Below are 26,937 nucleotides of genomic sequence, written 5' to 3' on the forward strand. Positions count from 1 at the left end.
GGGCATGCCTTTTTTTGTTTTTTGGCGCCGGCGCGCGGTCAGCGCGCGCGGATGTACAGATGGAAGCCGCCGTAGATGGAGGCGCGGTCGCGCCGCGTCATATCGCGGCAGTACTGGACGTCGTGATCCCAAACCGACAGCAAATCCGGCGAGAGCGCGGTGGTCAGCGGGCTTTCCGTTCCTGCCGTACGGAAGATCACGCGCGCGCCGGGCCGCGCCGTGCGTACGATCTGTGCCCACAGATCGTTGAGCTGGGTCGCATTCATCCAGTCCTGGGCGTCCAGCAGCACGTAGCCGTCCAGGCTCTCGGCCGGCTGATCGGCCAGCCAGTGGGTCATCGAGGCGTGGTGGACATGCACCCGGTCGGACAGGTCGCGCAGGCGCTCGTAATTCTCGCGGCGCAGGTAACGGGGCACCGCCTTTCGGTAGTGCCGGTCATAGCCCCGTCCGAAGGCTTGCCACGCGAAATAGTTTTCCTCGATCGGGAAGTCGCAGGCGAGCCGTTCCAACCGGTCTCGCAACAGCCCCGGGATGTCGCCGTCGGAGGCCGTCATCAGGGCGTCGAACTGGGCCGGGGGAATGCCCAGGCCATACAGCGACACCGGCATGCCGCACATGGCACGCACCAGCTTTTTTTCGAACAGCGGCGAGATGGTGGCGTCGAACACGGCCTTCTGTTCCTCCGGCGTGCGCACCGCCAGCAGAACACGCGGATTCATGCCGTGGGCGCGGGCCAGCACATGCAGCGACCCGATGAAACGCCCCAGAACGCCAAACTTGTAGATGTTCTTGGTGAAGTAGTTGATACGCCGACCGTGAACCGGGGTCCATCCGGTCCAGTATTTCCGGGTCGTTTCGTCCAGGTGCGGCAGCAGATACTTCGAAAAGGCCCGGGTGTTGGCCCGCTCGTCGGCATGGCCGAAAAAGCGGAAATAGGTCTCGTGGTCGGGAAAGTGCTGCAACGCCGCCAGCTTCAGGTGACTCAGCGCGACATGAGACGGGTTCAGGTCCACACCGTCGATGCGCGCGGGTGCTTCCGTCAGGTAGTTTAGGATGTTGCACCCACCCGAGCAGATGGTGACGATGCGCTTGTCTCCGGTCAGCTGGAGCGCCTCCAGGTCGATCTCCGGATCCTCCCAGATCTGCGGGTACACGAAGCCCTTGAACATCAGGGTGAACAGGCGTTCCAGCGCGCCTTTCTTGGAAATAGGCTTGCTGTTGTGGACGGCCGCGTGCAGCAGGGCGTTCTTTTTCATGAGGTCGGGGTTCCGGGTACCGCGTGGGAAGGCGAAACGACAAGCGCCCGCTGCCGGTGGGTCGGGTCAGCGGGTGGCGCATCCTAATGTCATTTCGTTGTCGGCGGAACCGGTTTCCGACATGAAATTGGGTGTCCTCATTTGGACGGGCGGCACTCTTGACGAAACCTGCGCGTCGGCCGACGGTGCGGGGCAGTTTCCGGCCCGGTCGCGGGCCGTTCCAGCGGGAGCATGCCATGGACTCGACCTCCGCCTATGATCGGCTCAAGGCCCGTTTTGCCCGTCTCGGTCATCTGGGTGACGCGGTGGGGGTGCTGGACTGGGACCTGGCCGCGATGATGCCGGAGGGCGGCGCCGAGGCGCGCGCCGGCCAACTGGCCACGCTGCGATCCATTTCCCACGATCTGCTGACCCTACCGGAGGTCGGGGATTGGCTGGACGCCGCCGAGCGCGATGAGGCGGCCACGCTTGGCGATTGGGACCGCGCCAATCTGCGCGCCATGCGCCGGGAGTGGCGCCACGCTGCGGCGCTCGATTCGGATCTGGTCGAGGCTCATTCCCACGCTTGCTCGGCGTGCGAGATGGTCTGGCGGCGCGCCCGCGCCGAGGATGACTTCGCCGCCGTCCGGGGGCCGCTGGCGACGGTGCTCGACCTGACGCGGGAAATCGCCGTCACCAAGTCCCAGGCGTTCGGGTGCTCGCCCTACGATGCCCTGCTTGATGCCTACGAGCCGGAGGGCTCCCAGGCGGCCATCGCGGCGGTGTTCGACGATCTGGCCGTCGACCTGCCGGGCATTCTGGACGATGCCCTGGCCGCCCAAGGGCCAGCGCCGATCCCGCCCAACGGGCCGTTTCCCGCCGCCCGGCAACGCGCGCTGGCCGTTCGGCTGATGGAGACGGCCGGGTTCGATTTTCATCGCGGCCGGCTGGATACGAGCCTGCATCCCTTCTGCGGCGGGGTGCCCGACGACGTGCGCATCACCACGCGCTACGACGAGTCGGACGCCACCGGGGCCATCATGGGCGTGCTGCACGAGACCGGCCACGCGCTGTACGAACAGGGGCTGCCGGCGGACTGGCGCGATCAGCCGGTCGGTCGCGCGCTCGGCATGAGTGTTCACGAGAGCCAAAGCCTGTTGATGGAGATGCAGGCGTGCCGCTCCCGCGCGTTCCTCACCTACGCCGCGCCGATCATGGCGGACATGTTGGGCGACGGCGGATCGGGGTGGGACACCGAGACGCTGTATCGGCTCTATACCCGGGTCGAGCCGGGGCTGATCCGCGTGGACGCCGACGAGGTGACCTATCCGGCGCATGTCATCCTGCGCTTCCGGCTGGAACGGGCATTGCTTTCGGGCGACCTGACGCTGGGCGATCTGCCCGGCGCGTGGCGCGACGGCATGAGGGACCTGCTGGGCGTGACGGTCCCGGACGACCGCGACGGCTGCCTTCAGGACATCCACTGGTATGACGGCGCCATCGGCTATTTCCCCACCTATACTTTGGGGGCAATGACGGCGGCGCAGCTGTTCCAGGCCGCCGTGCAGGCCGTGCCGTCGATCCCGGACGATCTGGCCCGGGGCGATTTCGGGCCGCTGCTGGGCTGGCTGCGAGAGCACGTCCACGCGTTGGGCTCCAGCGTCACGGCGGCCGAGATGCTGACGCGCGCCACCGGCAAGCCGCTCGACGCCGGCGTGTTCAAGGCGCACCTGCGGCGCCGCTACGTGGACCGGGCGGTGTGACAGCGGAGGCGCTGATCACGCCGCGTGCGGGCGGACCACTGCCGTAATGTGCTTCCCGGCGTTCGCTTCGGTGACCGCCAGATCGTACGCGGTCTGGAGGTTGAGCCAGAGCCGCGCCGACGTGCCGAAGTAGCGCGCCAGCCGCAAGGCCGTGTCCGCTGTGACGGCGCGCTTGCCATGAACGATGTCCGCCATGCGGCTTTGCGGGACGTCGATGGCGCGGGCCAGCGCCGCGACAGACACGCCAATGGTCTTCAGTTCATCGGCCAGGATCTCCCCGGGATGGATCGCCGGCAAACGAACCGCATCAATGATCATCGACGATTTCGACGTCATGGGCTTCTCCCTCTTCGAACCGGAAACAGATCCGCCACTGCCAATTGATGCGGATGCTGTATTGGCCCTTGCGGTTCCCATGAAGGGCTTCGAATCGATTCGATGGCAACCGCATCAAATCCTCAAGGCAGCTTGCTTCATTAAGAAGAGCCATCCGGCGCTGCGCTTGCCGTTCGAAGGCGCGAAACTCCTTGACCGATTGGCCCAGGAGAAACCGTGCGGTGCGCTTGTCGGCAGCGGACTTGATCATGTCATTAGGATATCCAGGATTCGGTAACCGTCAAGCGGATAGACGATGGTGTTCCCCGCACCGTATCCACCGCCGTTGAACCCCCGCCGTCGCGTCGCTACCTTCGGCCCAACGTATACGGTTCCGAATGGCCCGCATGGCCCACATGAAAGGACGCCCGCGCGATGAAGTTCACCGGCACTAAGACCTACGTGGCCACCGAGGATCTGGCGGTGGCCGTCAACGCCGCCGTCACCTTGCAGCGCCCCCTCCTGGTCAAGGGCGAGCCCGGCACCGGCAAGACCGTGCTGGCGCAGGAGGTGGCCGACGCGCTTGGCCTGCCCCTGATCGCGTGGCACATCAAGTCCACCACCAAGGCCCAGCATGGCCTGTACGAGTACGACGCGGTTTCCCGGCTGCGCGATTCCCAGTTGGGTGACGAGCGGGTTCACGACATCCGCAACTACATCAAGCGCGGCCGCATGTGGGACGCCTTCACCCACGACGGCGGCGCGGTTCTGCTGATCGACGAGATTGACAAGGCCGACATCGAGTTTCCCAACGACCTGCTGCTGGAACTCGATCGCATGGAGTTCCACGTCCATGAAACCGGCGAGACCGTGCGCGCGGAAACCCGGCCCGTGGTTATCATCACGTCGAACAACGAAAAGGAACTGCCGGACGCCTTCCTGCGCCGCTGCTTCTTCCACTACATCAAGTTCCCCGACACGGAGACGATGCAGGAGATCATCGACGTCCATTTCCCGGACATCAAAACCAATCTGGTGCGCGATGCCCTGGGCGTATTCTATGACGTGCGCGAGGTGCCGGGGCTCAAGAAGAAGCCTTCCACCAGTGAGTTGCTGGACTGGATCAAGCTGTTGATGTCCGACGACGTCTCGGCGGAGGCGCTACGCTCCAACGACGTCAAGCATGTGCTGCCGCCGCTGCACGGCGCGCTCTTGAAGAACGAGCAGGACGTCCACCTGCTGCAACGCCTCGCCTTCCTCGCCAAGCGCGAGCGGCGGTAGGGCAGCTCAATACGCATACTCCAGGAACAGCGGATCAACGCTGCCGTTCCAGCGGCCGTGGAACGACTCCAGGTGCTCCTCCGCCGGGCAGCGGCCGGTCTCGGCGATCTCCGTTAGCACGTCCAGGAAGCAGGTCTCGTCGCGGCCCTGGCTGTTGAGCCGGGCCCGGCGGGCCAGCCCGCGCCGCGCGATGTCCAGGACCTCCAGCGCCACGTCTCCCAGGGTGCCGGCGCGGAACGGTGTGTGTAGCGCCTGCACCGGCACCTGTTCGCGCAGGGTGGCGATTTCGTCGGGTGTCCAGCGGCGGATGAGCTGGCCGACCTCGTCGAGCGCCGTCGTGTCGTACAGCAGGCCGACCCAGAACGCCGGCAAGGCGCAGATGCGGCTCCACGGGCCGCCGTCGGTGCCGCGCATCTCCAGGTAGGTCTTCAGCCGCACCTCGGGGAAGGCGGTGGTGACGTGGTCGGCCCAATCGCCGATGGTCGGGCGCTCACCCGGCAGCGCGGGCAGGCGGCCGTCCAGGAAGTCACGGAACGACTGGCCGGCGGCGTCGATGTACTGGCCGTCGCGGTGGACGAAGTACATGGGCACGTCGAGCATGTAATCGACGTAGCGTTCGAACCCCATGCCCGTCTCGAACGCGAACGGCAGGGTGCCGCAGCGGTCGGGGTCGGTGTCGGTCCAGATGTGGCTGCGGTAGCTGAGGAAGCCGTTGGGCCGGCCCTCGGTGAACGGGCTGTTGGCCCACAGCGCGGTGGCCAGCGGTTGCAGAGCGAGCCCGGCGCGGATCTTACGCACCATGTCGGCCTCGCTCTCGAAATCCAGGTTCACCTGCACGGTGCAGGTGCGCAGCATCATGTCCAGGCCGAGCGTGCCCCGGGTGGGCATGTGGCGGCGCATGATGGCGTAGCGACCCTTGGGCATCCAGGGAATCTCGGCGCGCGGCCATTTGGGATTGAAGCCCAGGCCGATCAAACCGATCCCCAGTTCGGAGCACACGGTCTTGAGGTTGAGGTGGTGACCGGTGGTCTCGGCGCAGGTCTGGTGGATGGTCTCCAGCGGGGCGCCGGAGAGTTCGAGCTGGCCGCCGGGTTCCAGGGTGACGCTGCCGCCGGTGGGGCAGGACAGGGCGATCAGCGTGCCCGCTTCCTCGACCGGTCTCCAGCCATAGGCCTTCAGCCCCTCCAGCAGGTCGCGGATGCCGGGTCCCTCCGTGCCGCCCTCGTAGGGCAGGGGGCGCAGGTCGCGCAGCGTGAAGGCGAGCTTCTCGTGTTCGGTGCCGATGCGCCATTGCTCCGGCGGCTTGCATCCGGCCTCGAACCAGGCGACCAGATCGGCTTTGCTCTCCACGGGCTGGGCATTGGGCTTGGACGGCGCGGACATGATGGGAGAACTCCGGGGTGGACTCAGCGCCAATCGCCGGCCACGGCCTGCCACAGCGTCAGGCCGGCGATGGCGGCCGTTTCGGCGCGCAACACCCGGGGACCCAGGCGCACACAGGTAACAAACGGCAGATGCCGCAGCACGTCAAGCTCCGGGCCGGCCAGTCCGCCCTCGGGACCGACCAGCAACGCGGCCGGCCCGCCGGCGTGAGAGGCGAACGCGGTGGCGGCGGGAATGGCCTCGCCGTGTTCCGCCAGCACGAAAAGGGTCCGGTCGGCCGGCCAGTCCTCGGCAAGACGTGCCAGGGGCAGGGGGTCGGTGACCGCCGGCACGTCCAAGCGCCGGCACTGCTCGGCGGCCTCGATGGCCAGCGCGCGCAGGCGGGCGGCATTGACACGGGCCGCCGTCGTCAGCCGGGTGGTGACCGGTTGAAGGCGGGAAACGCCCAGTTCAGTGGCCTTCTCGGCCAGTATGTCCACCGGCCCGCGTTTCAAGGGGGCGAACAGCAGCCACGGGCCGTTCTGCCCGCCGGTTGGCTGCGGTCGCAGCCGATCCCGGCAAACGGCCGTGGCGTGGGCCTTGGCGACGGAGTCCAGCGCGGCCCGCCATTCGCCGTCGCGGCCATTGAACAGGATCACGGCATCGCCCGGGGTGCGTCGCATAACGCTACGCAGGTAGTGCGCCTGGGGCGCCGAAAGGGTAACGCGCCCGTCCTCGGACAGGTCGGCGTCGTCCACATAGAGCCGGGGGGCTCCGGCCGGCGGCGGCGCGGCGGCGGTCGTGACGGGGTCGTTGGTGGTCATCGCTGGGTCAGACGGGGCGGGTCGGGCGGGTCATTGAATCACGCAATGCGTTCTAATTATTTGATGTTGAAGCAAATCGTCGTCGCGATCCGTTCCGGATCGCTCGGGATTTGCTCTAGGGGTTTGCGCCGGTGCCGTCCGGCAGGCTGCGCACGGCAAGCACGGCCTTGTTGGTCCCCGCGTCCGTCCGATCAAACGCCAGCATGGAGCCGGTGGCAAGGGCAATGCGCTGGGCGACGGACAACTGGAACAATCCGCTCTGGTTTTCCGACCGGTGCGCGTCGATGTTCAGCGGCTGTCCGGACAGCAGGCGAATGCGGATGGGATAGGGCAATTGCGGGCCAGCGTCCTCGATCATGAACAGGACCATGTCGGACACGTCGGCGCGGATCTGGGCCGACAGAGTCACGGGCGTGCCACCGGCGCTGTTCGCCAGGGCAAAGCGTGTCAGGGCGGCGACGGCCTGCTTGATCAGGAATGGATCGAACCGGCCCCGCGGGTGGTCGGGTAGGGAACGTACCTCCAATGGGCTGCCATGGTTGGGGTACAGCGCGATCATCAGGCTGGCCACCTCGACCAGAACGTCCTGCACTTCAACAAGTCTCGGGCGCGGGGTCAGGTCGGTCAGGGTGTCGCCCATTGCGGCAAGGCTCTGGTCCAGAATGTGGCTCAGTTCGCGCCCGGCGGTCTCGATGTGCTGGAAATACTGTGTCACGGGATCGTCGGGCAGGCGCGGCCGTACGCGAGCCGCCGCCAACTCGCTGAAGCCCAGGATGGCGTTCAAGGGGGTGCGGACCTCGTGCGACAGGCTGGCGATGACGCCGGCGCTCATGTTCGGGACCGGAGCGCCGTCCAGCATCGATTCAAGCGACTCCTGATCCCGGACAAGCACGTCGACGCAGAACAGGCGTGGCCTACCCGACTCGTCCGGCAGCGAGAGGTGATTGGAATGAACCTCGATCCGGTGGCCGTCGCGATGCTTCAGGCGGATTTCGCCGCCGCGCGGCGGGGGACCTCCGCCAAGCCAAGCGTTGATCTCCCGGATCACCGCGTCGCGAAGCTGGTCCGGGATGATCAGATCCTCTAGGCGCTGTCCAAGGGCCTCGGCGCGGGAATAGCCGTACAGCGCCTCGCTGGCGTCGTTCCAGTAGAAGACGCGCCGTTCGGCGTCGTATCCCTGGATGGCGATGCTCTCGAGAGCGTCGAGAAGGGTTATCGGTTCATCCGTCATGGCTTGGCGTCGGCACTGGAAGGTGTGGGGCGTGGAGTGGCGGAAAGGTTTTTGAGGGGAGCTGTAGGTCCACACTCCCGTGTCCAATCGTCTCGCGTTTGGCTCTGGTGCGCAACGACCTTGTCCGCAGCGTGGAATCTCCCAGAAAGTCAGCGAAACACTATGGATCCTCGTGACCTTTGCGGTGGTGGTGCGAGGGGGCGATGCGCTCACGTCTTCGGTCAAAGGGCGCCGGTTGGTTGACGCGGGCGGCTGGGGGGCACAAGCTGTGATCCGGCCAGCGTCGGCCGGGTCGCGAACGGATGTCCGCCATGTCCTTGCCCCGTCCTCCGCGTCCGCGCGCGATCATTGATCGGCGGGCGTTGACGGTACAGCTTGAACACCTGACCGACCTCGTCAGCGAGGGGCGGCCGGAAGGGGTGCGCGCGGCCCGCGCCGACATACTGGCCGCGGCGAAGGACGCGCTGTCCCGGGGGCGCGAGGAAATTCGCCGCCGCTTCGAGGGTGAGGGCGGCAGCGGGGCCGCGTTGTGTGCCGGCAACACCTATCTGATGGACCAGATCGTGCGGGTGTTGCATGACGTGACGGTCACGCACCTGTTTCCGAAGCAGAGCCGGACCACCGGTGAGAAGCTCTGCATCATGGCCGTTGGCGGCTATGGGCGCGGCGAGATGCTGCCGTTTTCGGACATCGACCTGCTGTTTCTGCTGCCCTACCGCGCCACGCCGTACACCGAGCAGGTCGTCGAGAGCATTCTGTACGTTATGTGGGACCTGGGGCTGAAGGTGGGGCACTCGACGCGGTCGGTGGACGAATGCCTGCGCCAGGCCCGCGCCGACCTGACGATCCGCACCGCCATGCTGGAGGCGCGCTATATCTGGGGCGAAAGGGCGTTGGCCCAGGAGTTGACCCACAAGCTCTATGCCAAGGTCGTGGCCGGAACGGGGCCGGAGTTTCTTGAGGCCAAGATGGCCGAGCGCGACAAGCGTCACGAGAAGATGGGGGACTCCCGCTACGTGCTGGAACCCAACATCAAGGAGGGCAAGGGCGGGCTGCGCGATCTGCACACGCTGTTCTGGATCGCGCGCTATCTGTACCGGGTCTCCGACATGGACGAACTTGTCGAAACCGGCGTGCTGACCGCCAGCGCCGCGGCCAAGTTCTCCCGGGCGCGGGCCTTTCTGTGGACGGTGCGGGCGCATCTGCACTACATCAGCGGGCGCGCCGAGGAACGTGTGACCTTCGACGTACAGCCGCGCATCGCCGAGCGCATGGGCTATCGGGACCGGCCCGCCGCGCGCGGGGTCGAGCGCTTCATGAAGCACTATTTCCTGGTCGCCCGCGATGTCGGCAACCTGACCCGGATCTTCCTGTCGGTGCTGGAGGCGCAACAGAAGCGCCGGCCCATGCTGTCCGTGCCTGGGTTCGTGATGCGCCGACGGAATCTAAACGGGTTCGTGCTCGACGGTGACCGGCTGGCGGTACCTCGCCCCAGGACGTTCGCGGACGATCCGCCCGCCCTGCTGCGTCTCTTTCTGGTCGCCCACGACCACGGTTTGAGCATCCACCCCGATACGCTGCGCCTGGTGACCGAGAACCTGTCGCGCCTGAAGGGGCTGCGGGACGATCCCGACGCCAACGCCGTGTTCATGGACCTGCTGACCCACCGCAAGGAGCCGGACACCATCCTGCGCCAGATGAGCGAGGCCGGCGTGTTCGGCCGCTTCATGCCCGATTTCGAGCGTGTTACGGCGCAGATGCAGTACGACATGTACCACGTCTATACCACGGACGAGCACACCATCCGGGCCATCGGTGTCCTGAGCCGGATCGAGAGCGGCGCCTTGGCCGAGCGCCTGCCTGTGGCGACCAAGGTGGTCCATAAGGCCCATTCGCGCCGGGCGCTTTATGTGTCGGTTCTGCTGCACGACATCGCCAAGGGGCGGGGCGGCGATCATTCGGTGCTGGGCGCCGAGGTGGCGCGGGAGGTGTGTCCGCGTCTGGGGCTGTCCGACGAGGAAACCGATACCGTCGCTTGGTTGGTGCTGCGTCACCTGGACATGAGCCGGGTGGCCTTCCGCCGCGATGTGGACGACCGCAAGACCATCGAGGACTTCGCCGCCCTGGTGCAGTCGCCGGAGCGGCTCATGCTGCTGTTGGTGCTGACCTGTGCCGATATCATGGCTGTGGGTCCGGGAATCTGGAACAATTGGAAAGCAGCTCTGCTGCGGGAGCTGTATTACCGGACCGAGGAGTTTCTGATCGGCAATCCGTCAACGGTCTCTCAGGATCGTCGCGTCGAGCGGGCCAAGCAGGCCCTGCGGGAGGCCTTGAGCGACCTACCTCCGGATTGGGTCGAGGAGCATCTGTCGCGGGGCTATCCGGGCTACTGGTTGAGCTGTGATACCACCATGCAGGAGCGCCACGCCCGGATGATCCATGGCGCCGAAGGCTCGGCCGCGGGCGCGGGCCCGGGCGTGACGGTCGATACGCGGGTGGACGCGGGACGGGGGGTGACGGAGGTGGTCGTTCATACTCCCGATCATGCCGGCCTGTTCAGCGAGATCGCTGGCGGGATCGCGCTGGCGGGCGGTTCCATCGTTGATGCCAAGATCTTCACCCTGACCGACAGCATGGTCCTGGATACCTTTACGGTTCAGTCGGCGGAGGGCGACGCGCTGGACCAACCCCACCGTCTGGATCGGTTGCGGGAGACCGTCGTCAAGGCCGTGGGCGGAACCCTGGATCTGCGTGGCGAACTGGCCCGCAAGTCCCGCAAGCTACCGGCGCGGGCCAAGGCGTTTTCCGTGCCGCCCCGTGTCATCATTCACGAGGAGGCCTCCAAGACCCATACCGTGATCGAGGTCAACGGTCGTGACCGGCCCGGGTTCCTGTATGCCGTCACGTCGGCGCTGACACATCTGAACGTTCAGATCGCCAGCGCCCGCGTCAATACCTACGGGGAGCGTGTGGTCGACGTGTTCTATCTCAAGGATTTGTGTGGGATGAAGATCGATCATCCGGGCAGGCTGCGGGAGATTCGGCGTGTGCTGACACAGGCGGTGGCGTTGCAGGCGCTGGAAAGTGAACACGGCTCGGCGGTGGCGCGGGATGCCGAACGCAAGGCGACCCGGGCGGCGGAGTAGGGGTGACCCCAACCAGCTTCGTCGTATGGACGATCAGGGATGAAACCATCGGAGATGGATTGCGGTGCAAGAACAAATTCAGGACAATGAAGATCTTGCGGAAATTATTATAAAGACAAATGCAAGCATTATTGTTCCGACCTATAAAGAGGTTGAAAACATTCCCCTGATGATCGAGCGGATCGACTGGTTGAGGCAAAGCCTGGGTGTCGATCTTGAGTTGATATTCATGGACGACGACAGCCGGGACGGAAGCGTTGAGGCGGTTGAGCGGGCAGGGTACGACTGGGTTCGGATCATCGTCCGCACCGAAAACCGGGGGCTGAGCCCGTCGGTCATTGAGGGATTTCGTGCTGCCCGGCATCCGATCCTGGTGTGCATGGATTGCGACCTCAGTCATCCCCCGGAAGCGATCCCACAGATGATTCTGGCCTTGGGATCGGGACAGCAGTTTGTGATCGGATCGCGCTATGTGCCGGGGGGCTCCACGGACGATGATTGGGGGCTGTTCCGGTGGCTGAACAGCACCGTCGCCACACTGCTCGCGCGGCCCCTGACCGCGGTGCGCGATCCCATGTCAGGCTTTTTCGCGTTGCGGAAGGCGGATTTCGACCGGGCGAAAGACCTGAACCCCGTCGGTTACAAGATCGGACTTGAACTCATCGTCAAGTGCGGGTTCGAGAACGTCGCGGAGGTTCCAATTCACTTCGCCGACCGGCTTCACGGTGAGAGCAAATTGAGCTTGAAGGAGCAACTGAAGTACATCAGGCATTTGCGTCGTCTTTACATTCATCAGTTCGGGAATGCGATGCACTTCCTTCAGTTCATGGTCGTGGGGGCCTCCGGTGTTGTTGTCAACCTGACTGTGTTGACGATTCTGTTGATGCTGGGGGTTGCCGATTCGGGTGCGCTTGCGGGGGGCATTCTGGTCAGTCTGGTGTCCAACTTCCTGCTCAATCGGCGGTTCACGTTCAGTTATGCCCGAGACAACGCGATCCTGCCCCAGTTCCTTGGATTTCTCGGCGCATCGGCCGTGGGCATGGTGGTGAACTACGCCGTTGCGCTGTATCTGCGGACCAGCGTGTTGCCCGAGACGCCGACGGCCATTTATGTCGCGGCGCTGACGGGCATCGTGTGCGGGATGATTTTCAACTTCCTGGGCAACCGCTACATCGTGTTCAGGAAGCGGTATGTCGAGAAGTGATACCGCCCGATTTTACACCAGCAGAGACAACGGATCCTCAATGATCGCCTTGAACGCCGCCATGTATTCGGCACCCACGGCGCCGTCGACCGAGCGGTGATCGACCGACAGCGTGCAGCTTATCATGGTGGCCACGGTCAGGGCGCCGTCGCGGACCACGGGGCGCTGCTCGCCCTGACCGACGGCCAGGATGCAGCTTTGCGGCGGGTTGATGATGGCCGAGAACTCCCGGATGCCATACATGCCCAGGTTGGAGATGGAAAACCCGCCGCCCTGGTATTCGTCCGGCTTCAGCTTGCCGTCGCGGGCGCGTGCCGCCAGATCCTTCATTTCATTGGAGAGGGCCGCCAGCCCCTTCTGATCGGCATTGCGGATGATGGGCGTGATCAGCCCCCGGTCGGTGGCCACGGCCACCGAGATGTCCACCGTCTCCAGCCGCAGGATGGCGTCGTCGGTCCACACCGCGTTGGCCGCCGGTACCCGGCGCAGGGCGACGGCGGCGGCCTTGATGATGAGGTCGTTGACCGACAGCCGGTATGCGCCGTCCTTGGCCCGCTCGTTGAGGTGCTTGCGCAGATCCAGCAGGGCGTCGAGCGCGCAATCGATGGTCAGATAGAAATGAGGGACGGTCTGTTTGGACTCGACCAGCCGGCGGCCGATGGCCTTGCGCATCTGGGAGTTCGGGATTTCCTCGTAGGTTTGCCACGGCTGAAGCGACGGCGATGAAGGCGCGGTGGCGGGAGAGGGCACGGTATGGTCGGCCGGTGTGGCGGCGGGGGCCGGCCCTTCCGCCTTTGCCCGTTCGACGTCCGCCTTGACGATGCGCCCGCGCGGCCCGGATCCGGTGAGGGCGCCAAGATCAAGACCGGCGTCGGCGGCCAGTCGGCGGGCCAGGGGACTGGCGAAGAGGCGGGTCCCCGCAGGGGTGGTGTCCATGGCAAAGGTCTCCGTCAACCCCAAACGATTGCGCGCATCGCGGCGCGGGTTCCGGGCGCTGATCCGCCACCAGGGCCGGTGCCGGCCGAGCCGGCGCGCACTCCCGACGTATGGTTGGCCCCACCTTTTTCAAGTGGGGCCCGGAACGTGGCGTCCTTGGCGCATGCTAGCGAACACAGCCGCCGGGGCAACGGCAAACACCGTTGGGGGCGGGAAAGTCTTGTGGCCCGGGCCTGTCGATCCGGCTAGGGTGGCCGCGCCATTTGCCTGTTCCGGACCTGACTTCCATGCCCAGCGTCACGCCGCCCTCTCCCCGAGTCACCATCGTCACCGGAGCTGACGACGGCTATGCGCCGCTGGCTGAGGACTTGATCGCGTCGGTCCGCGCGCATCGGGCACTGGATGGGATCGACCTGTCGCTGATCTCGACCGGGATGAGCCCGCCGGTCTTGGAGCGTCTGCGTCCCCGGGTCGAAAATTTGGCCGACGGCGCCTGGAACATCGGCGCTGCCGGCCGCCGCGCCGGTGACCGCGACTGGCTCATGGCGCGGGTCAACAAGCTGTTCACGCGGGACTACTTCCCCGGCTACGACGTCTATATCTGGATCGACGCGGACGCCTGGGTGTGCGATCCGGCGGCCATCGATTGGCTGCTGGCCGGCGTGCGTCGCGCCCGACTGGCCGTGGGATATGACGACACCCCGACGGGACCGATCCCGGTTGATATTCGGAGCCATGTCGGGGGGCTCGCCCTGGCCCGGACCTACTGCATGAAGCATGCCCGGCGCGCTCGCCTGGGCGCTGATGTGGTCCGGAAACTGGCCCGGGTCCGGCCGTTCAACAACGGGGTTTTCGCGCTGGCGGGTGACGCGCCGCACTGGCCGGCGATCCAGGGGTACATGACGCGCATGGTCCGGCATGGGCGCATCTTCGGGTCCAATCAGATGGCCATCGTCATGGCCGTTCACCTGGATGGCCTGCCCGTCGCCATGATGCCGCACGCCTGCAACTACCTGGATGTTCCGCGTGTCTGCGCGGAGACGGGTGCTTTTGTTGAGGCGGAAATCCCGCACCGCCCGGTTGGCATTCTCCACCTTGCGTCGCGCGATGCCATGCGCGCCGATCCGACACTTGAAATGGACCTGCTGGACACGATGGATCGGCCGGTGCGTCGCTCGTTGCGCTACCGGCCCGAGTATCTGGCGCGGGCGTCCGGGTAGGGGGGGGCGCCTCGACCGGTGACGGTCAGCGCTTGACGGTGCGGTCGAAGAAAACGTCGTCGTCCAGCGCGTCGTTGGTGGGCGGTGGTGCGACGTGTCGGCCGGCTCCATCGTCTCCGTACGGTGCCACGGCAATGACCGTGACGTTGTCCCGGCCGCCGGCCCGCAGCGCCTCGGCGATCAGATCGTCCACCGCCGCCACGCCCTGGTCCCGCAGAAGCCGGGCGATCTCGGTCTCCGGCACCATGCGGGTCAGCCCGTCCGAGCACAGCAACAGCAGGTCGCCTTTTCGCAGCGGTCCGTGCACCGTGGACGGGGCCAGATCCACGGGCGCGCCCAGGGCCTGGGTCACCACGTTGGACAGGGGGTGGGATTCCGCCTCGTGTTCCTGCAGCGAGCCATTGTCGATCATGTCCTGGACGACGCTATGATCGTGCGTGACGCGGCCGAGCTCGCCGTCCCGGAACAGATAACAGCGGGAGTCTCCCACCCACACACAGGCATAATGGTCATCGTGGATCAGCAGCACCACGACCGTCGTGCCCATGGTCTGATCGTCGCCCGCCTCGCGGGCTTCCCAGAGCAGCGCGTCATGAACATCCAGCAGGGTCGCCCGTACGGTCTGCAACAGGTCGAGTCCGGATGTGGGCGCGGGCATGGCGGCCAGCGCCTCGCGCACCATGTTGCTGGCCACGTCGCCGCGGCTGTGTCCGCCCATGCCGTCGGCGACCGCCCACAGACCGATGTCGGGGCGCTCCAGGAAGGCATCCTCGTTCACGCGTCGAACCCGCCCCGTATCAGAGGACGCGATGGACCGGACGCGATATCCGTCAGCACTCATGGGTCCATGATCTCCGCATGATCGGGGGTGTCCAATAGCATGCCCAGGGCACGCCACAGCGGAACCCGTTCCGACAGCATATCGCGGATGAGGTCGATCAGAAGGGCGTGGCACTGGGCCGTATCGGAGATCTTCTCGCCCTTGTGCATCACGACTTCCCCCTTCTCTTTGAAGTATGCCCACAGTTCGGGGACGAGGATTTCGGGCGCCTGTGGCCGCCCGCGCGCCAGCGCATCCAGCACAAGCGCCTCCAGACCGCCCACCGGCTGTTCGCAGCCCAGACGCGGCACCAGGACGGTGGGGCGCGTCTGTAAGCCTCCATCATGCACCGCCTCGACGGCCTGCGCCAAGGCTCGGCGGCAGGCCGCGCGCGTGGTCTCACCCGGTGCGTCAAGACTTGGGATCGCAAGGCCGCCAGACAACATCAGCGCGACGGTTTCCGGGCGATTCTGCTCGGTATTGGCGAAGGGTCCCGCCATCAGAGCGCCCAGGGGCAGGCGTTCTTCCCGCCAGAGGCGTTCGCAGGCTTCGCGGAAGGGGGCCTCCAGATCGATGCGTCCGGCCGGTACGGTCACGCGGTACGTCGCGTCCTCGGGATTGATGCCGGCGGCCAGAAGACATTCATCCAGGGTTCGGTCCCGCGCCCGCTCCGTCAGGCGGCGGGGGCCGCGCACGTAGAGGTCTTTGCGTAGAATCCGTTCCATGAAATAGTCGCGTAACGTCTCCCGCACCGATGAAACAGGAATCTCGTTCAGGGTCTCGTTTTGTTGGGGTTGGAGAAGCAGGGCCGGGAAGTTCTCATAGGGTGTCGCGCTGCCGATGTAGGTCAGGCGGGCCTGTTCCATGTCCCGCGCCACATCGGCGTGATACAGGGCCGACCAATTGGTGTTGGTGTATTCGTGCGCCAGATACGCTGGGTCGGCCTCGTCGAAGGAGTCCAGCAGGCTTTCGATCAGTTTGTTGCCGGCCAGATGCGCGGCGTCGGCAGCGTGCATGGCCTTGATCCGGGTGATCGCCTCGCCCAACCGGTGATCGCTGCGCCCGACCGACAGCGAGGCGGTCTCGTACAGCGCCCGCTGCAACACCGACATCGAGGCGCTGCCCGGAAGCACGTTGTAGGTGATGAAGACCAGCCCCCCCGGGCGCACATGGCGCGCCAGAATGCGCTGGATGGCGAGCCTGACGGACGGGGCCACCCAGGAATAGACGCCGTGGCAGATGACGAGATCGCAGTCGGGCAGGGCCTGCGGGTCGTCCGCGAGATCTGCGAAATCGGCGTCCAGCAGGGTGATGTTGGTCAGCCCCAGATCAGCCGCGCGCTGGCGCGCGGCGGCGATGTGGCTGGGGTTGAAATCCACGCCGACGAAATCGCAGTCGGGATAGGCGGCCGCCGCCGAGATCACCAGGTTGCCATAGCCGCACCCGAGTTCCAGAACCGCGGAGCCGGGCTGCAACGCGGGGATGTCGTAGCCGGCCAGCATGGCCGACAGGCGCAGATAGGCGGGCGCGTACTGGGGATAGGACCGGGTCAGATAGGGCAGGTCGGTCACGTATCCATGCCCGTGTGTCGATCCGCTCATACGCCTGTCCCCGCGCCCGTGTCTGTCACCATCGAACCGTGTCCGCCAGCCGTCACGCGGCCCGCGACCATCCGGTCCAGCCCCGTGCCGCCCAGGCGCCGTCAAGGAACGCCACCGCCTGCGGCACCGGAGGCCACCCGCGTGTCCGCAGGATGCCGCCGCCGACCTGTTCGGAGCCATCGGTCCACCACAGCCCTCCCATACTATCTTCCAGGGGGCCGCCGGCGTCCGTCATCAGCCATGCCAACCCGGTGATGGTCTCGCAGGCCTCGGCGTTGCCCAAGGGCACCCAGACACCGGGACGCGACGACTCTCCGGCCCCGGCGGGATCGTCGGCCGTATCGGGCCAACCCCAGTCGAGGGCCTCCAGGTCGGACATCAGATCATCGGCGTCCAGCGAGTCGGAATCCAGGGCGCGGCAGGCCAGATCCTCCAGTTGGTCCAGCAGGCTCCGGCCATGCCGTAATGCCGTCGCCAGCCTGCGGGGGCCGTCCAGCGGGGCCGTCAGGACCAGGGGGAAGTAACGCCCCACCCGGTCCACGCTGGGCACCATCACCCCCGTCTGCGCCACGCCGGCCACACCGTGCCCCAGGGCGAAGCGCCAGACCGGTCCGGTCAAGTAGGCATCGAGCCACGCCTCCTCCCCCAGGTCGTCGCGCACGGCGGCCATCAGCGCGCTCAACCACCCGTCCCAGGCCGTGGCCAGGGCCGGGCTCATCCCGCGGCGCACGAAGTCGCCGTGCGCCGGCAGCTTGCCGTAAAACCCGAGCCCCGGCATTCAGAGGTCCCCTGGGCACCGGAACGACCGGAGTTCCGGCAGGTTGAACGGATTGGTGACACTGCCCGCCCGGATCTCGAACGTCGCCGACCGCGCGCCGGACGTGAAGACGGCTCGGAAGCGGTCGCCGGTCCCGCCCTGGAGCCGGTGCCCCTGATCGAGCAGGCGGAAGAACCCCCAGGGACCGTTGAACGACTGGATGGATTGGGATCCCGGCAGGTCGGGCTGGAACGACAGCCGGGTCCGCGTGGTGGACCCCGGCCACGTCAGGCGCTGCGTCGAGATCGGACCATGGGCATACCCCACCGTTTGGCCGTCGATTTCCAGGATCACGCTGTTGGCGCTGTTGTCGAGGGCCACGGGTGTGACCTCGAACGAGACGGAAAGCTGCGAGCCGCCGGTCGGGAAGAAGGCATCGCGGATGGCCGCGGCCCGCTCGAACTGGGCCAGGGTGGCCCGCGACAGTCCCAGATCCAGCCCATTGTGTCGACGGCTGCGCCACGGCTTGGACGACATGTCCACATAGGGCAGCAGGTTCTGACGGAAGAACGAGTCGATCATGCCGTTCGGCGCGAACAGACGCGCGAAATCGGCCAGCGCGACCTCATTTCCGGCGCCCGACGCGAACGGATAGCGGCCCTGAATGGCCTCCCGGCAGAAGGGCAGGATCTCGGCGCTCCAGCCCCCGCTCAGGGTTTCGCGCGTGCTGCTGACGGCGACCGTCTGCCCGCCCGATGCGATCTGGGTGAGCCAGCCCGACAGCGGTGCCGGCACCTGTCCGGCCTCGGTCTCCAGCCGGCGAATGGTGTCGACGGCGGCGCCGCCGCCACCGCCACCGCCCCCGGCCGTGAGTGCGGCAAGGTTCCCCCCGCTGTCGGACACGCGTCGAAGCTCGCTGTAGGCTCGGTCAAGCTGATCGATCAGTCCGTCAAGGGGCGGGGAGCCGCCGTCCATGGCCAGGACATAGTCATGGAGCCGGCGGAAGCGGTCGTTGACAAACTGCCCGGGCAGGGTCTGGTCCTGGGCGCCGCCACCGGAAGCGGCACTGCCGCCGCCGCCACCCCCGGCCAAGCCGGAGTCGGAGAAGATGCCGGCTAGCCGCTCGACCGTTGACAGCGCGCCGGAGCCCAGACCCAGGGCCTGGGTGACCTGACGGGCCTGCCCGGCCGCCGACTCCACGGCTTCCGCCTGTTGGCCCGGCGATCCTCCGCCAAGGTTCGACAAATCGGCGATGCCGCCCGTGCCCTGTTCCTCGGGGCGCGCCAGACGGGTCTGGTTGGCGACCTCCGTCAACAGATTGCGCAGCGGCGAGTTGGCCCCGGACAGCAGGCTCAGAACCTCGGTCGCGTCGCCGGCCGTATTGAACGGCACCAGCACGATGTCGCCCAGGAGCGCATCCCACGTCGCGACATAATCGTCCATGTACAACGCGGCGAGGTCCCGCTCCAGGCGGCGGATCTGCTCGTCCTGAAGCGCTTCGTTCTGGCCCAGGACCCAGCTTTCCCCGGCCACTTCGCGCGAGACGTCCACCAGCATCGGCAGGAAGACGGTGTGGAAGCCGGTGTAGGTGTAGAAGCCGTCCACGCCCTCATCCAGATCGGCGCCCGAGCGGCGGGCGAAGACCCGCTGCGCGGACGGTCCGGCGGCGTCGAGAATGCTCCAGTCCGGCAGGGCCTTGGCTTCGCGGCTGTTCTGGATCAGGGCATAGGCCCGTTCGGCGAGGGGCTGGCGCTTCAGGGTTTCGCGGGTGCGCTCGACCAGGGCGCCGTCCAGCGGCATGACCGTGGGCACGCCGTTCATCAGGGCCGCCACATGGGCATCGAGGTCCGCGCGCATGGCCTCGTTGCGCTGTCCGGGATAGCGCTGCCGCGCATCCAGGATCGCCCATTGCCGGAACAGGTTCTCGTCCAGCGGCCCTCTGCCGCCGACCATCAGGTAAAGCTTCAGGAGGCTGTACAGCGTCTCGGTTTCCTGGGCCTCCATCAGCATGTCGCGCAGACGGTAGGTCAGGCGTGGCAGCAGGAGTCCGTCCAGCGCCTTGGCGTAGGCGGCCTGGGTCTGCTGCGCTAGTTTCTCGCCCTGGTACAGGCCGAATCCGGACCCGGTCGGGCGGGGTTCGTCGCGGTGCGCGTAGCCGGTGGGCAGATCGCGCACGGTGGCAAGGGGCGGTATGATCGGCGGCAAGTCGGCGGAGTCCACCACCACCGTGTCCCCGTCGCTTCCCAGAACGGCCTGGACCTGGGTGCGGTAGGTGTCGACTCCGGCGCGAACCCGCTCCATCAGGTCCAGGTTGACCAGAGTGCTCCAGGTCCACAGGCCGACCGCGCCGCCAAGCACAAGGACGGAGGTTGCCAGCGCGGCGATGCGGGTCCATTTCTGGCGCAGTTCGGCGCGGCGGTTGCGGCCCACAAGGCCGGCCTCGCGGAACAGCACCTCGCGCAGCAGGCGGGTCAGGAAGAAGCTGCGGCCTTGTCCCCGGAAGGCACCGAACTTGGCCGGCGGCACGCCAAAGCGCCCGGCCAGCCCGGCCATGACGCGGTCGATGGGCGTGCCGTCCTGCGTGCCGCTGGTGAAGTAGACGCCGCGCAGCAGGATCGGATCCTCATAGCGGCCGGCGCGGAACGCCTCCTCCAGCACCTGCATGACCGGATCGCGCAAAGCCGCGACCTGCAACGGGAATCCGGCGATCAGGCCGGCGCGGGCGTAGTCGTCTTCCTGTTGCAGGCGGTTCAGGCGGCGCTGCTCCAGGCGCTCCATCAGCAGGTCAAGCTCGTCGGGGAACAGGTCCAGCGGATCGGTTCCGGTCCCTGGCTTGCCGGTTTCCGCCGGGAAGGTCATGCCCCAGACCTGGGCGCGCTCGTCGCGCCGCATGTCGGCGAAGAATTCCATGAAGCCGGCCACCAGATCGGCCTTGGTCAGCATGACGTAGACCGGCAGGCGCAGCCCCAGGCGGTCATACAGCTCGGAGATGCGCTTGCGGATGGCCAGGGCGTGAGTGCGACGCTCCGCTTCGGAGACCGTCATGATGTCCGACAGGCTGATGGCCACGATCAGCCCGTTGACCGGCTGGCGCGGCCGGGCCTTGCGCAGAATGCCCAGGAAGCCGTCCCAAGCGGCGGCGTCCACCCCGGCGTCGGAATCCTGGGTGGTGTAGCGGCCAGCCGTGTCCAGCAGCACGGCCTCGTCCGTGAACCACCAGTCGCAGTTACGGGTGCCGCCGGCGCCGGAGACCTTGGCCTTGCCTGGCTCGGTGCCCAACGGAAAGCCCAGACCGGAGTTCATCAGCGCCGTGGTCTTGCCCGACCCAGGCGGGCCGATGATCATGTACCAGGGCAGCTCGTAGAGATAGGCCCGGCCGCTCTTTCCATCCTTCCGGCGCATGCGCTGCAGTTCGCCCAGCGCGGACTGCAGGCCCTTGCGTAGCGATTCCACCTCTGGCCCGGCGTCGGCCGCCGCACCGGTTTCGGCGTTCTCGGCCATGCCTTCGGTCAGCGCCGCCTGCCGCTTCCTCCGGCGCAGGATCCCGACCACCACGAAGCCGGCCCAGATGACCAGCAGGATCAGCGCCCCCAGCAGGCGCGCCGCGACGCCCTCAAGGGGTCTGACGGAGCCGATGGCGACCAGCGGGCCGATGAACCAGATCAGGACGATCAGGAACAGGGTTCCGATCAGTCCAAGGAACCAGCCTCGCGTCAGGATGGAGAGGATCTTGCTCACGGTCGGTATCCGTTTGTCTTCTCGAACCGGCCAACGGGCGCGCGACCATCGCCGCGCGCCCCGGCCTCAGGAACCCTGCTTGACGAGCAGGACATCGGTGCGTCGGTTGGCCTCGCGGCCTTCCGGCGTGCTGTTGTCGGCGATCGGCTCGGTGGCGGCCTTGGCCTCCACGCTCAGGCGATCAGGTTTGTCCAGGTCCGCAGCGATCAGATCCCGGACGGCCTGGGCGCGCGCCAGCGACAGGTCGTAGTTGGACGGGAAGCGCACCGTGCGGATCGGCACGTTGTCGGTGTGGCCCTGGATGATGACCTTGCCGGGTTCGTCATTGAGCGCCAGCCCGACCCGGTTCAGGACGGAGTGGAACCGCTCGCTGACGGTGGCGGAGCCGGACGGGAACATGCCGCGCGCCATCAGCCGCACGGTGATGACCCGCGCGTCCTCAAGCACCGACACCAAGCCGTCCTCGATCTCCTGTTCGAGGAACCCGCTTACGCGCTCGATCTGGCTTTCCTCGGCCACCTCGGGCGGCGGAGGTGGTGTCGGCGGTGGCGGTTCGGTGACCTGTTCGATGACGATGGCGCCGCTGGGCGGAAGACCGGCGAAGGCCCCGTACAGGTCATCGCTCTTGGTGTTGAGCCACCACGAGAAAGCCACGAAGAGCAGAACCAGAAGGGCCGCCGTCGCGCTGGCGATGACCCACACGGGGATCAGCGAGGCGACGGGGCGATGACCCGTTTCGGCGCCGCGCCAGTGCGGCGACAGTTCCTCCGGCGGTTCGCCCCGGATGTCGAGCAAGAGGCGGTACAGGCCGTCGCGCTTGCGCCGGTGCTCGCTGCGGCCGCGGTCCAGCACCCGCAACTCGCCCTCGAAACCGAGCGAGAGGCAGAGGTAAATCAACTCCAGGACACGCCCGTTGCGGCCCGGGTTCTCACTCATCCGATTGAGAAGGCTGTAGAAACGCTTGCCGCCGTAGGCCTCGCCGTGGAAGCACAGGGTCATGCCCTCGCGCGACCAGATCGACCCGCTACCCCACGGCGTGTTCAGGACGATGTCGTCCATGGTGGCCGACAGCACATAGTGCGCGGTGCGGTGCTGGTCCTCGGGCAGGTCCGTCTTCTTCAGCCGGCGGTTGAAGGCCTCGAATTCCTCCATCACCCGATCCCGCAGGGCGTCCGGGTCACGGTGTGTGCCGCCCAGGCGCAGGCGGGCGATCAGGCTGAGCAGGGGCGAGGCGGCGGCAACCACGGGATTGTGACGGGAGCGCTCGGCCAGATCGGCGGCGATGTCTCCCACCGGGGCGGCTGAAGCCGTCCCGCGCGATCCCCCGGACCCGGCGGAGCGCCGGGAGGGTGCCGGATCGGGTTCGTCATCGAACGCGGCCGGCTCTGGCGGGCGCGGTGCCTGTCGGCGACCGGCGGACGGCGCGGGCGCGGCGGGCCGGCCGCCCCCGGTGCCCCCGGGTGACGACCGCCGGGCCGGCGACGGCCGGATCACCGTGCGTTCGATGTCCCCCGGCTCGCTGAACGGATCCTTGTTGTCGTCATCGGCCATCGTTGTCCGCCTTTACCACCATCCGCGCCACCATCCGTGCCATGTCCGCCGTCCCGTCGGTCCCGACGGTTTCTACTGCCGGATCGCCCACAGTTCCATTTCAATGCCGGGGTAATCGCCCCCGATATGAATGCCGATCCCGCCCGACGTTGCCAGCCGGCGCCAGAACTCCCCGGTCTTGTCGAGTTCGAAGTACACGAAGTCGGCGTGATAGGGGATCTGGCGCGGCGCGACCGCCAGCGGGTTGGCGTCCACGCCCGGCAGCGCCGAGTTGACCAGTTGGCGGATGTCCTCCACCGGCCCGATCTTGACCTGATGCGGGAAGTGCCGGCGCAGCACCTCGGGCGAAACATCGGCCTTGACCGCCAGCACGAACACCGCCTGATTGAGCAGGCTGCGGTCGTTGATGGCGGATACCAGAACGCCCGAGCGGGTGGCCCGCAGTTCGAGCTGGATCGCGGTCTGCTCCAGCACCGCGCTGAGCGAGTGGCGCAGGTCGGCGATCACCGGCTCGAAGGTCTCCCGCAAGGCATCATGGCGGTACGGCGGGAACTTTGCCGGGCGGCGCGACTGCGCCGCGAACGTGGACAGTTCACCGGCCATCTCCAGGCACAGCGCATAGAACCGTTCCGGATGGACGTCTCCGCTGGTGGCCCAGTGGGTCAGAAGGGGTTCGTATCGGTTGGTGGCCTGCAACAGCAGGAAATCGGAGATTTCCGCCACACCCTTGGTCCCGGACTGGGACAGGCGGGCGGCCAGGGCCTCGCCCCGGTGGTGCAGCAGACCCTGCAACTCCGTCATCACGGCGAACAGCGGCCGCGCCGCCCGGCACACCAGGGCGGAGGGGATATACTCGTTCTCCAGCTTGACACGTCCGTCGGCGTCAACGCTGGCGACCCGCGCCAAGCCCAGGCTGGCATAACCGGCCCGATCCTCGCCTTCCAGACGGAAGCGCAGACGCTGTCGGCCGACCTGGATGGTCGCGGTCACATCCGATCCGGCGATGTCATCCACCGATTCGTAGTCTTCCGCCATGAAGCGCGCGGTGGCCTCGCCCCGGGCATCAAGCGCCATTTCCGACAGGCCCGGGCGGCGCAGCGGCAGGGTCAGGAAGATCTCGGCCCCCCGGGCCTTTTCCGTGAGTTCCAGGGGAGGCGGCGTGTCGGCCTCGTCGGGGATGGAGAACGGCGTGCCATCGGGCATGACGCCCCGGCACTCGATCACCGCGAAGCGGCCGGTCTCCAGCAATTCGGCATCCACCGACAGCGCGGTGATGCCCCAGGGCGCCGGCATCATGTCGGCGGTGCGGTCGCGCACCAACCCCTCGACGTAGCGATCCGCCTGCTGGAAGTGCTGGGCCCGCAGGAACATGCCCTCGGACCAGACCACCCTGTTACGCCAACCCATGCCGTCCCCCGACCCTGTCCGTGCCGCTTGCCATGTCTCCTCCGTGTCCGGGTCGCGTTGCCTAGCCGGCGTCCGGAGATTCCTCCAGATTCAAATGCGCGCTTGGCGCCGTGCCAGTCGTCAGGGTTACGCCCCGCTGTCCCATCTGAACGGTGATCGCGTTCTGTGTGTTCGGTTGCAGTCGCGCGACGGAGCGCCAGACGGCGTTATCGAGATCGCGATAGGCGGCGACAATACCCACATACGTCTCGCCCGCCTGCGCCGTGCGCTGGATCGACACGCCCTGGCCCGGACGGACGATCATCTGCTGATGGGCGGACAGTTCCTGGCCGAGAGCCGCTTCCGGCTGCTCGGTCAACTGGAAGAAGTCGCCCGACTGAAACGCGGTGGCGGCGCGCAGCCAGTAGACATGCACCTGAACCGGCGCCGGCTGGCCCATGGGATCCATGTTGACGGTGTTGTCCGCGTTGATCGACAGGACAACCGTGGTCGGTGGCGGTGGTGGCGGCGGTGCGCTGGCGCATGCACTCAGCGCGAGGGGGGCGACCAGACCGACGCCCAGCAGTCCAAGAATGCGTCCGGTAACGGACCGGCGCGTCCACCGGCCGGCCTTTCTGATCACGTTCATCACCTTGTCTCCCACCTGTATTCTGTGAGTGCCGGGGATCGTAGCGCTCTCGCGCTGTCCATGCTACACGTCTTTGCTCAACCGTTCGTAGGCTTTGCGGAATTCGCGCTGGAAGCGGCTGTCGAAATCCTCGGTGGCCTCGTCGGCCAGTTCACGATAGTGCGCCTCGTACAGTTCCCAAAGCTTCGCCCGCCGGCCGCCCGACAGCAGGCCGCCCAGTCCCTGCCGACCGGACAGCTTCCCTTCCAGGGTCGCCGGATCGAAGGTCGCGAGCACGGCCTGAATCGCCGCTGCGGAGCCGGCCATGGTGGCCAGTTCGTGGGTGCGCAAATCCTTGAATGCCTCTTCCGTGGCCGCGTGGCCGTCCATGTAGGTCTGGCCGGGTGGTGCCAGCAGGCGCTCCAGGGCCTCGGTCGCGTTGACCGAGAATTTCAGCGCGTTGTTGCCGCGCGCGCGGATCATGGTCTGTTCGGCGCGGATTTCGTTCTTGACCGTGGCCCGGGCCTGGAGCAGGTCGCGCAGCCCCTCGGTCATGGCCACCAACAGGGCACCGGCGGTTTCCATGAGGTCTTCGGGCGAAACGTTCTTCGGCGCGTGATCGAGGTGCGCGCCGCGCAGAAACGCCGCGATCAGAGCCTCACCGCTGGCGTCCGTCGGTCCGGCGCCGGCCGACGGTGGGGGTTCGGCGCGGGCCACCGGGGTCGGGCGGGTCGGGCGCGCGGCCTCGCCGTCGTCCATGGCGAACGGATTCGCCTTTGTATCGGCCGGGCGGGCAGGGGGTGGGTCTGGCGTCGGTGCGGGAGGGCGCGGACGCGCCGGAGGTTCGGCCGCCGGTGCCGGTGTCGGTTGAGGTGGCGGTGGTGCGTCGGCCTCTTGGGTCGGAGGCGGAACCCGGTCGCCGCTGTTCTCTTCGTCGTCAGGGAACGAGCCGGAGATCAACGGCGCGTCGTCGTCATCGTCGTCAAAGGTCGGCGGGGGGATTGGCCGGGATGCCGGCCGGGAGTCCGGCGTCGGCGTCGGCGTCGGCGCTGGTGGTGGCGACGGCTGCCCTCCGGCAATCGGCGCGTCGCCCAGCAGGTCGTCAAAGTCATCCGCGCCGGAGGCCGGCGGCGACGGTGGAGGAGACGATGGCGGCGGTGGTGCGCGGCCGGTTCCGGGTTGCAGCGGCGCGTTCCCCAACAGGTCATCCAGTTCGCTGTCCCAGTCCTTGCTCAGGACCTCGGGGCGCTTCTCGTGCATGATCCGCGGGGTGTGCATGACATCGTGTTCGGCCGGCGTGTGATCGGCCGGGGTGGCGGGCGGACGCGGCGGCGCCTTGGGCCGGATCGGATCGTCGAGCCAGTCGGCGGGTTGGTCCTCGAACGGCGACAGGCCGGCGCCCGTGCTCGAACTCGCGCCGCGCCCTCCGAACCGGCCGCCGTTGCCGTCGTCTCGTTGGCCGCCGATCCAGCCCGGCCCGTCGTCGTCGGCCGACGGCGACTGGGGCGGCGCGCTGCCGGTGCCGTAATAGGTCCGCTCCTCGAACGCGGTCCACGGCTGGGCATCGCGCGCGTATTCCTCCACGTCCTCGCGGTCGATGTCGTCATCAATGCGGGCCAGGAGTTCGTAGTCACCCAGGCGCACGCTGTCGCCCGGCGCCAGTTCAACGGTCTGGCCGCGCCCGACGGGAGCCTGGGCGTTGTTGATGAAGACGCCGTTGGTGCTGGTGTCCGTGAGAACGAAGGCGTCGCCGGTCCAGGCGATCTCGCAGTGCTGTTTCGACAGCAGGCGTTCCGGGTCGGCCAGCACCCAGTCATTGTCCGGGCCACGACCGAGCGTCAGACGGCCGCTTTCCAGGACTTGGGAGGTGCCGGCGGGCGGGCCGCCGGGCAGACCGGAGGACAGGGTCAGTGTCAGTCGCGCGGCCATTGGATCCGTC

General features: G+C 67.1%; 19 protein-coding genes and 1 pseudogene. 5 read left to right on the forward strand and 15 right to left on the reverse strand.

What is annotated here, in order from left to right; genetic code table 11:
• Positions 1-38 precede the first annotated feature (38 nt).
• Positions 39-1,256: a BtaA family protein gene (locus BLS85_RS15095; protein ID WP_092787565.1), complete on the reverse strand. Its 1,218-nt coding sequence runs from the start codon at positions 1,254-1,256 to the stop codon at positions 39-41.
• Between the two features lie 236 nt (positions 1,257-1,492).
• On the opposite strand from BLS85_RS15095, the gene BLS85_RS15100 reads away from it, so the two are divergent.
• Positions 1,493-2,998, forward strand: coding sequence for a carboxypeptidase M32 (locus BLS85_RS15100; protein WP_092787566.1), 1,506 nt, complete (start codon positions 1,493-1,495; stop codon positions 2,996-2,998).
• 15 nt (positions 2,999-3,013) lie between these two features.
• On the opposite strand, the gene BLS85_RS15105 is transcribed toward BLS85_RS15100, so the two are convergent.
• Both BLS85_RS15105 and BLS85_RS15110 read right to left on the reverse strand, forming a co-directional pair.
• Complete coding sequence (locus BLS85_RS15105; RefSeq protein WP_092787567.1) at positions 3,014-3,334, reverse strand: HigA family addiction module antitoxin; 321 nt, start codon at positions 3,332-3,334, stop codon at positions 3,014-3,016.
• Positions 3,306-3,584 (reverse strand): type II toxin-antitoxin system RelE/ParE family toxin, encoded by a 279-nt coding sequence (locus tag BLS85_RS15110; protein WP_092787568.1) that lies wholly within the window; start codon positions 3,582-3,584, stop codon positions 3,306-3,308. Before BLS85_RS15110 ends, BLS85_RS15105 begins: the two co-directional genes overlap by 29 nt.
• Positions 3,585-3,748: 164 nt before the next feature.
• On the opposite strand from BLS85_RS15110, the gene BLS85_RS15115 reads away from it, so the two are divergent.
• Positions 3,749-4,594, forward strand: coding sequence for an AAA family ATPase (locus BLS85_RS15115; RefSeq protein ID WP_092787569.1), 846 nt, complete (start codon positions 3,749-3,751; stop codon positions 4,592-4,594).
• Between the two features lie 6 nt (positions 4,595-4,600).
• On the opposite strand, the gene BLS85_RS15120 is transcribed toward BLS85_RS15115, so the two are convergent.
• From BLS85_RS15120 to BLS85_RS15130, 3 genes are all read right to left on the reverse strand, one after another.
• Positions 4,601-5,977, reverse strand: a complete 1,377-nt coding sequence (locus BLS85_RS15120) for a glutamate--cysteine ligase (RefSeq protein ID WP_092787570.1) — start codon at positions 5,975-5,977, stop codon at positions 4,601-4,603.
• Positions 5,978-6,000: 23 nt separating this feature from the next.
• Positions 6,001-6,780, reverse strand: coding sequence for a 16S rRNA (uracil(1498)-N(3))-methyltransferase (locus tag BLS85_RS15125; protein WP_092787571.1), 780 nt, complete (start codon positions 6,778-6,780; stop codon positions 6,001-6,003).
• Between the two features lie 115 nt (positions 6,781-6,895).
• Positions 6,896-8,011: a PAS domain S-box protein gene (locus BLS85_RS15130; RefSeq protein WP_092787572.1), complete on the reverse strand. Its 1,116-nt coding sequence runs from the start codon at positions 8,009-8,011 to the stop codon at positions 6,896-6,898.
• Positions 8,012-8,322: 311 nt separating this feature from the next.
• On the opposite strand from BLS85_RS15130, the gene BLS85_RS15135 reads away from it, so the two are divergent.
• Both BLS85_RS15135 and BLS85_RS15140 read left to right on the forward strand, forming a co-directional pair.
• A complete protein-coding gene (locus BLS85_RS15135) occupies positions 8,323-11,157 on the forward strand; it encodes a [protein-PII] uridylyltransferase (protein ID WP_092787573.1) in 2,835 nt (944 codons plus the stop codon).
• A gap of 64 nt (positions 11,158-11,221) precedes the next feature.
• Positions 11,222-12,361 (forward strand): glycosyltransferase, encoded by a 1,140-nt coding sequence (locus BLS85_RS15140; RefSeq protein WP_143027216.1) that lies wholly within the window; start codon positions 11,222-11,224, stop codon positions 12,359-12,361.
• Between the two features lie 12 nt (positions 12,362-12,373).
• Here the strand turns inward: BLS85_RS15140 and BLS85_RS15145 are convergent.
• Positions 12,374-13,279, reverse strand: a pseudogene (locus tag BLS85_RS15145) (2-oxo acid dehydrogenase subunit E2); the annotation flags it as partial.
• 305 nt (positions 13,280-13,584) lie between these two features.
• Between BLS85_RS15145 and BLS85_RS15150 the strand changes: the two are divergent.
• Entirely contained in the window at positions 13,585-14,517 is a 933-nt protein-coding gene (locus BLS85_RS15150) for a hypothetical protein (RefSeq protein WP_092787576.1), read from the forward strand.
• A 25-nt stretch (positions 14,518-14,542) separates the two neighbouring features.
• On the opposite strand, the gene BLS85_RS15155 is transcribed toward BLS85_RS15150, so the two are convergent.
• The 8 genes from BLS85_RS15155 to tagH all read right to left on the reverse strand — a co-directional run bounded on the left by BLS85_RS15155 (position 14,543) and on the right by tagH (position 26,927).
• Complete coding sequence (locus BLS85_RS15155) at positions 14,543-15,295, reverse strand: PP2C family protein-serine/threonine phosphatase (protein ID WP_218128451.1); 753 nt, start codon at positions 15,293-15,295, stop codon at positions 14,543-14,545.
• Positions 15,296-15,354: 59 nt separating this feature from the next.
• The gene (locus BLS85_RS15160) at positions 15,355-16,938 is read right to left on the reverse strand and encodes a class I SAM-dependent methyltransferase (RefSeq protein ID WP_176793783.1); all 1,584 of its coding nucleotides are present in this window, start codon (positions 16,936-16,938) and stop codon (positions 15,355-15,357) included.
• Between the two features lie 52 nt (positions 16,939-16,990).
• Positions 16,991-17,716 carry a type VI secretion system-associated protein TagF gene (gene tagF, locus BLS85_RS15165; RefSeq protein WP_092787579.1) on the reverse strand — a complete coding sequence of 242 codons (726 nt, stop codon included), beginning with the start codon at positions 17,714-17,716 and terminating at the stop codon, positions 16,991-16,993.
• On the reverse strand, positions 17,717-21,433 hold the full coding sequence (gene tssM / locus BLS85_RS15170; RefSeq protein WP_092787580.1) for a type VI secretion system membrane subunit TssM: 3,717 nt from the start codon (positions 21,431-21,433) through the stop codon (positions 17,717-17,719).
• A gap of 66 nt (positions 21,434-21,499) precedes the next feature.
• Positions 21,500-22,984: a type IVB secretion system protein IcmH/DotU gene (icmH, locus tag BLS85_RS15175; RefSeq protein ID WP_092787581.1), complete on the reverse strand. Its 1,485-nt coding sequence runs from the start codon at positions 22,982-22,984 to the stop codon at positions 21,500-21,502.
• A 72-nt stretch (positions 22,985-23,056) separates the two neighbouring features.
• Entirely contained in the window at positions 23,057-24,391 is a 1,335-nt protein-coding gene (gene tssK / locus BLS85_RS15180; RefSeq protein WP_092787582.1) for a type VI secretion system baseplate subunit TssK, read from the reverse strand.
• Positions 24,392-24,452: 61 nt separating this feature from the next.
• Positions 24,453-25,019, reverse strand: a complete 567-nt coding sequence (gene tssJ, locus BLS85_RS15185; RefSeq protein WP_092787583.1) for a type VI secretion system lipoprotein TssJ — start codon at positions 25,017-25,019, stop codon at positions 24,453-24,455.
• Between the two features lie 63 nt (positions 25,020-25,082).
• Entirely contained in the window at positions 25,083-26,927 is a 1,845-nt protein-coding gene (gene tagH / locus BLS85_RS15190) for a type VI secretion system-associated FHA domain protein TagH (RefSeq protein WP_092787584.1), read from the reverse strand.
• Between the last annotated feature and the right edge of the window lie 10 nt (positions 26,928-26,937).

The organism is Rhodospira trueperi (assembly GCF_900101965.1).
GTDB classification, from domain to species: domain Bacteria; phylum Pseudomonadota; class Alphaproteobacteria; order Rhodospirillales; family Rhodospirillaceae; genus Rhodospira; species Rhodospira trueperi.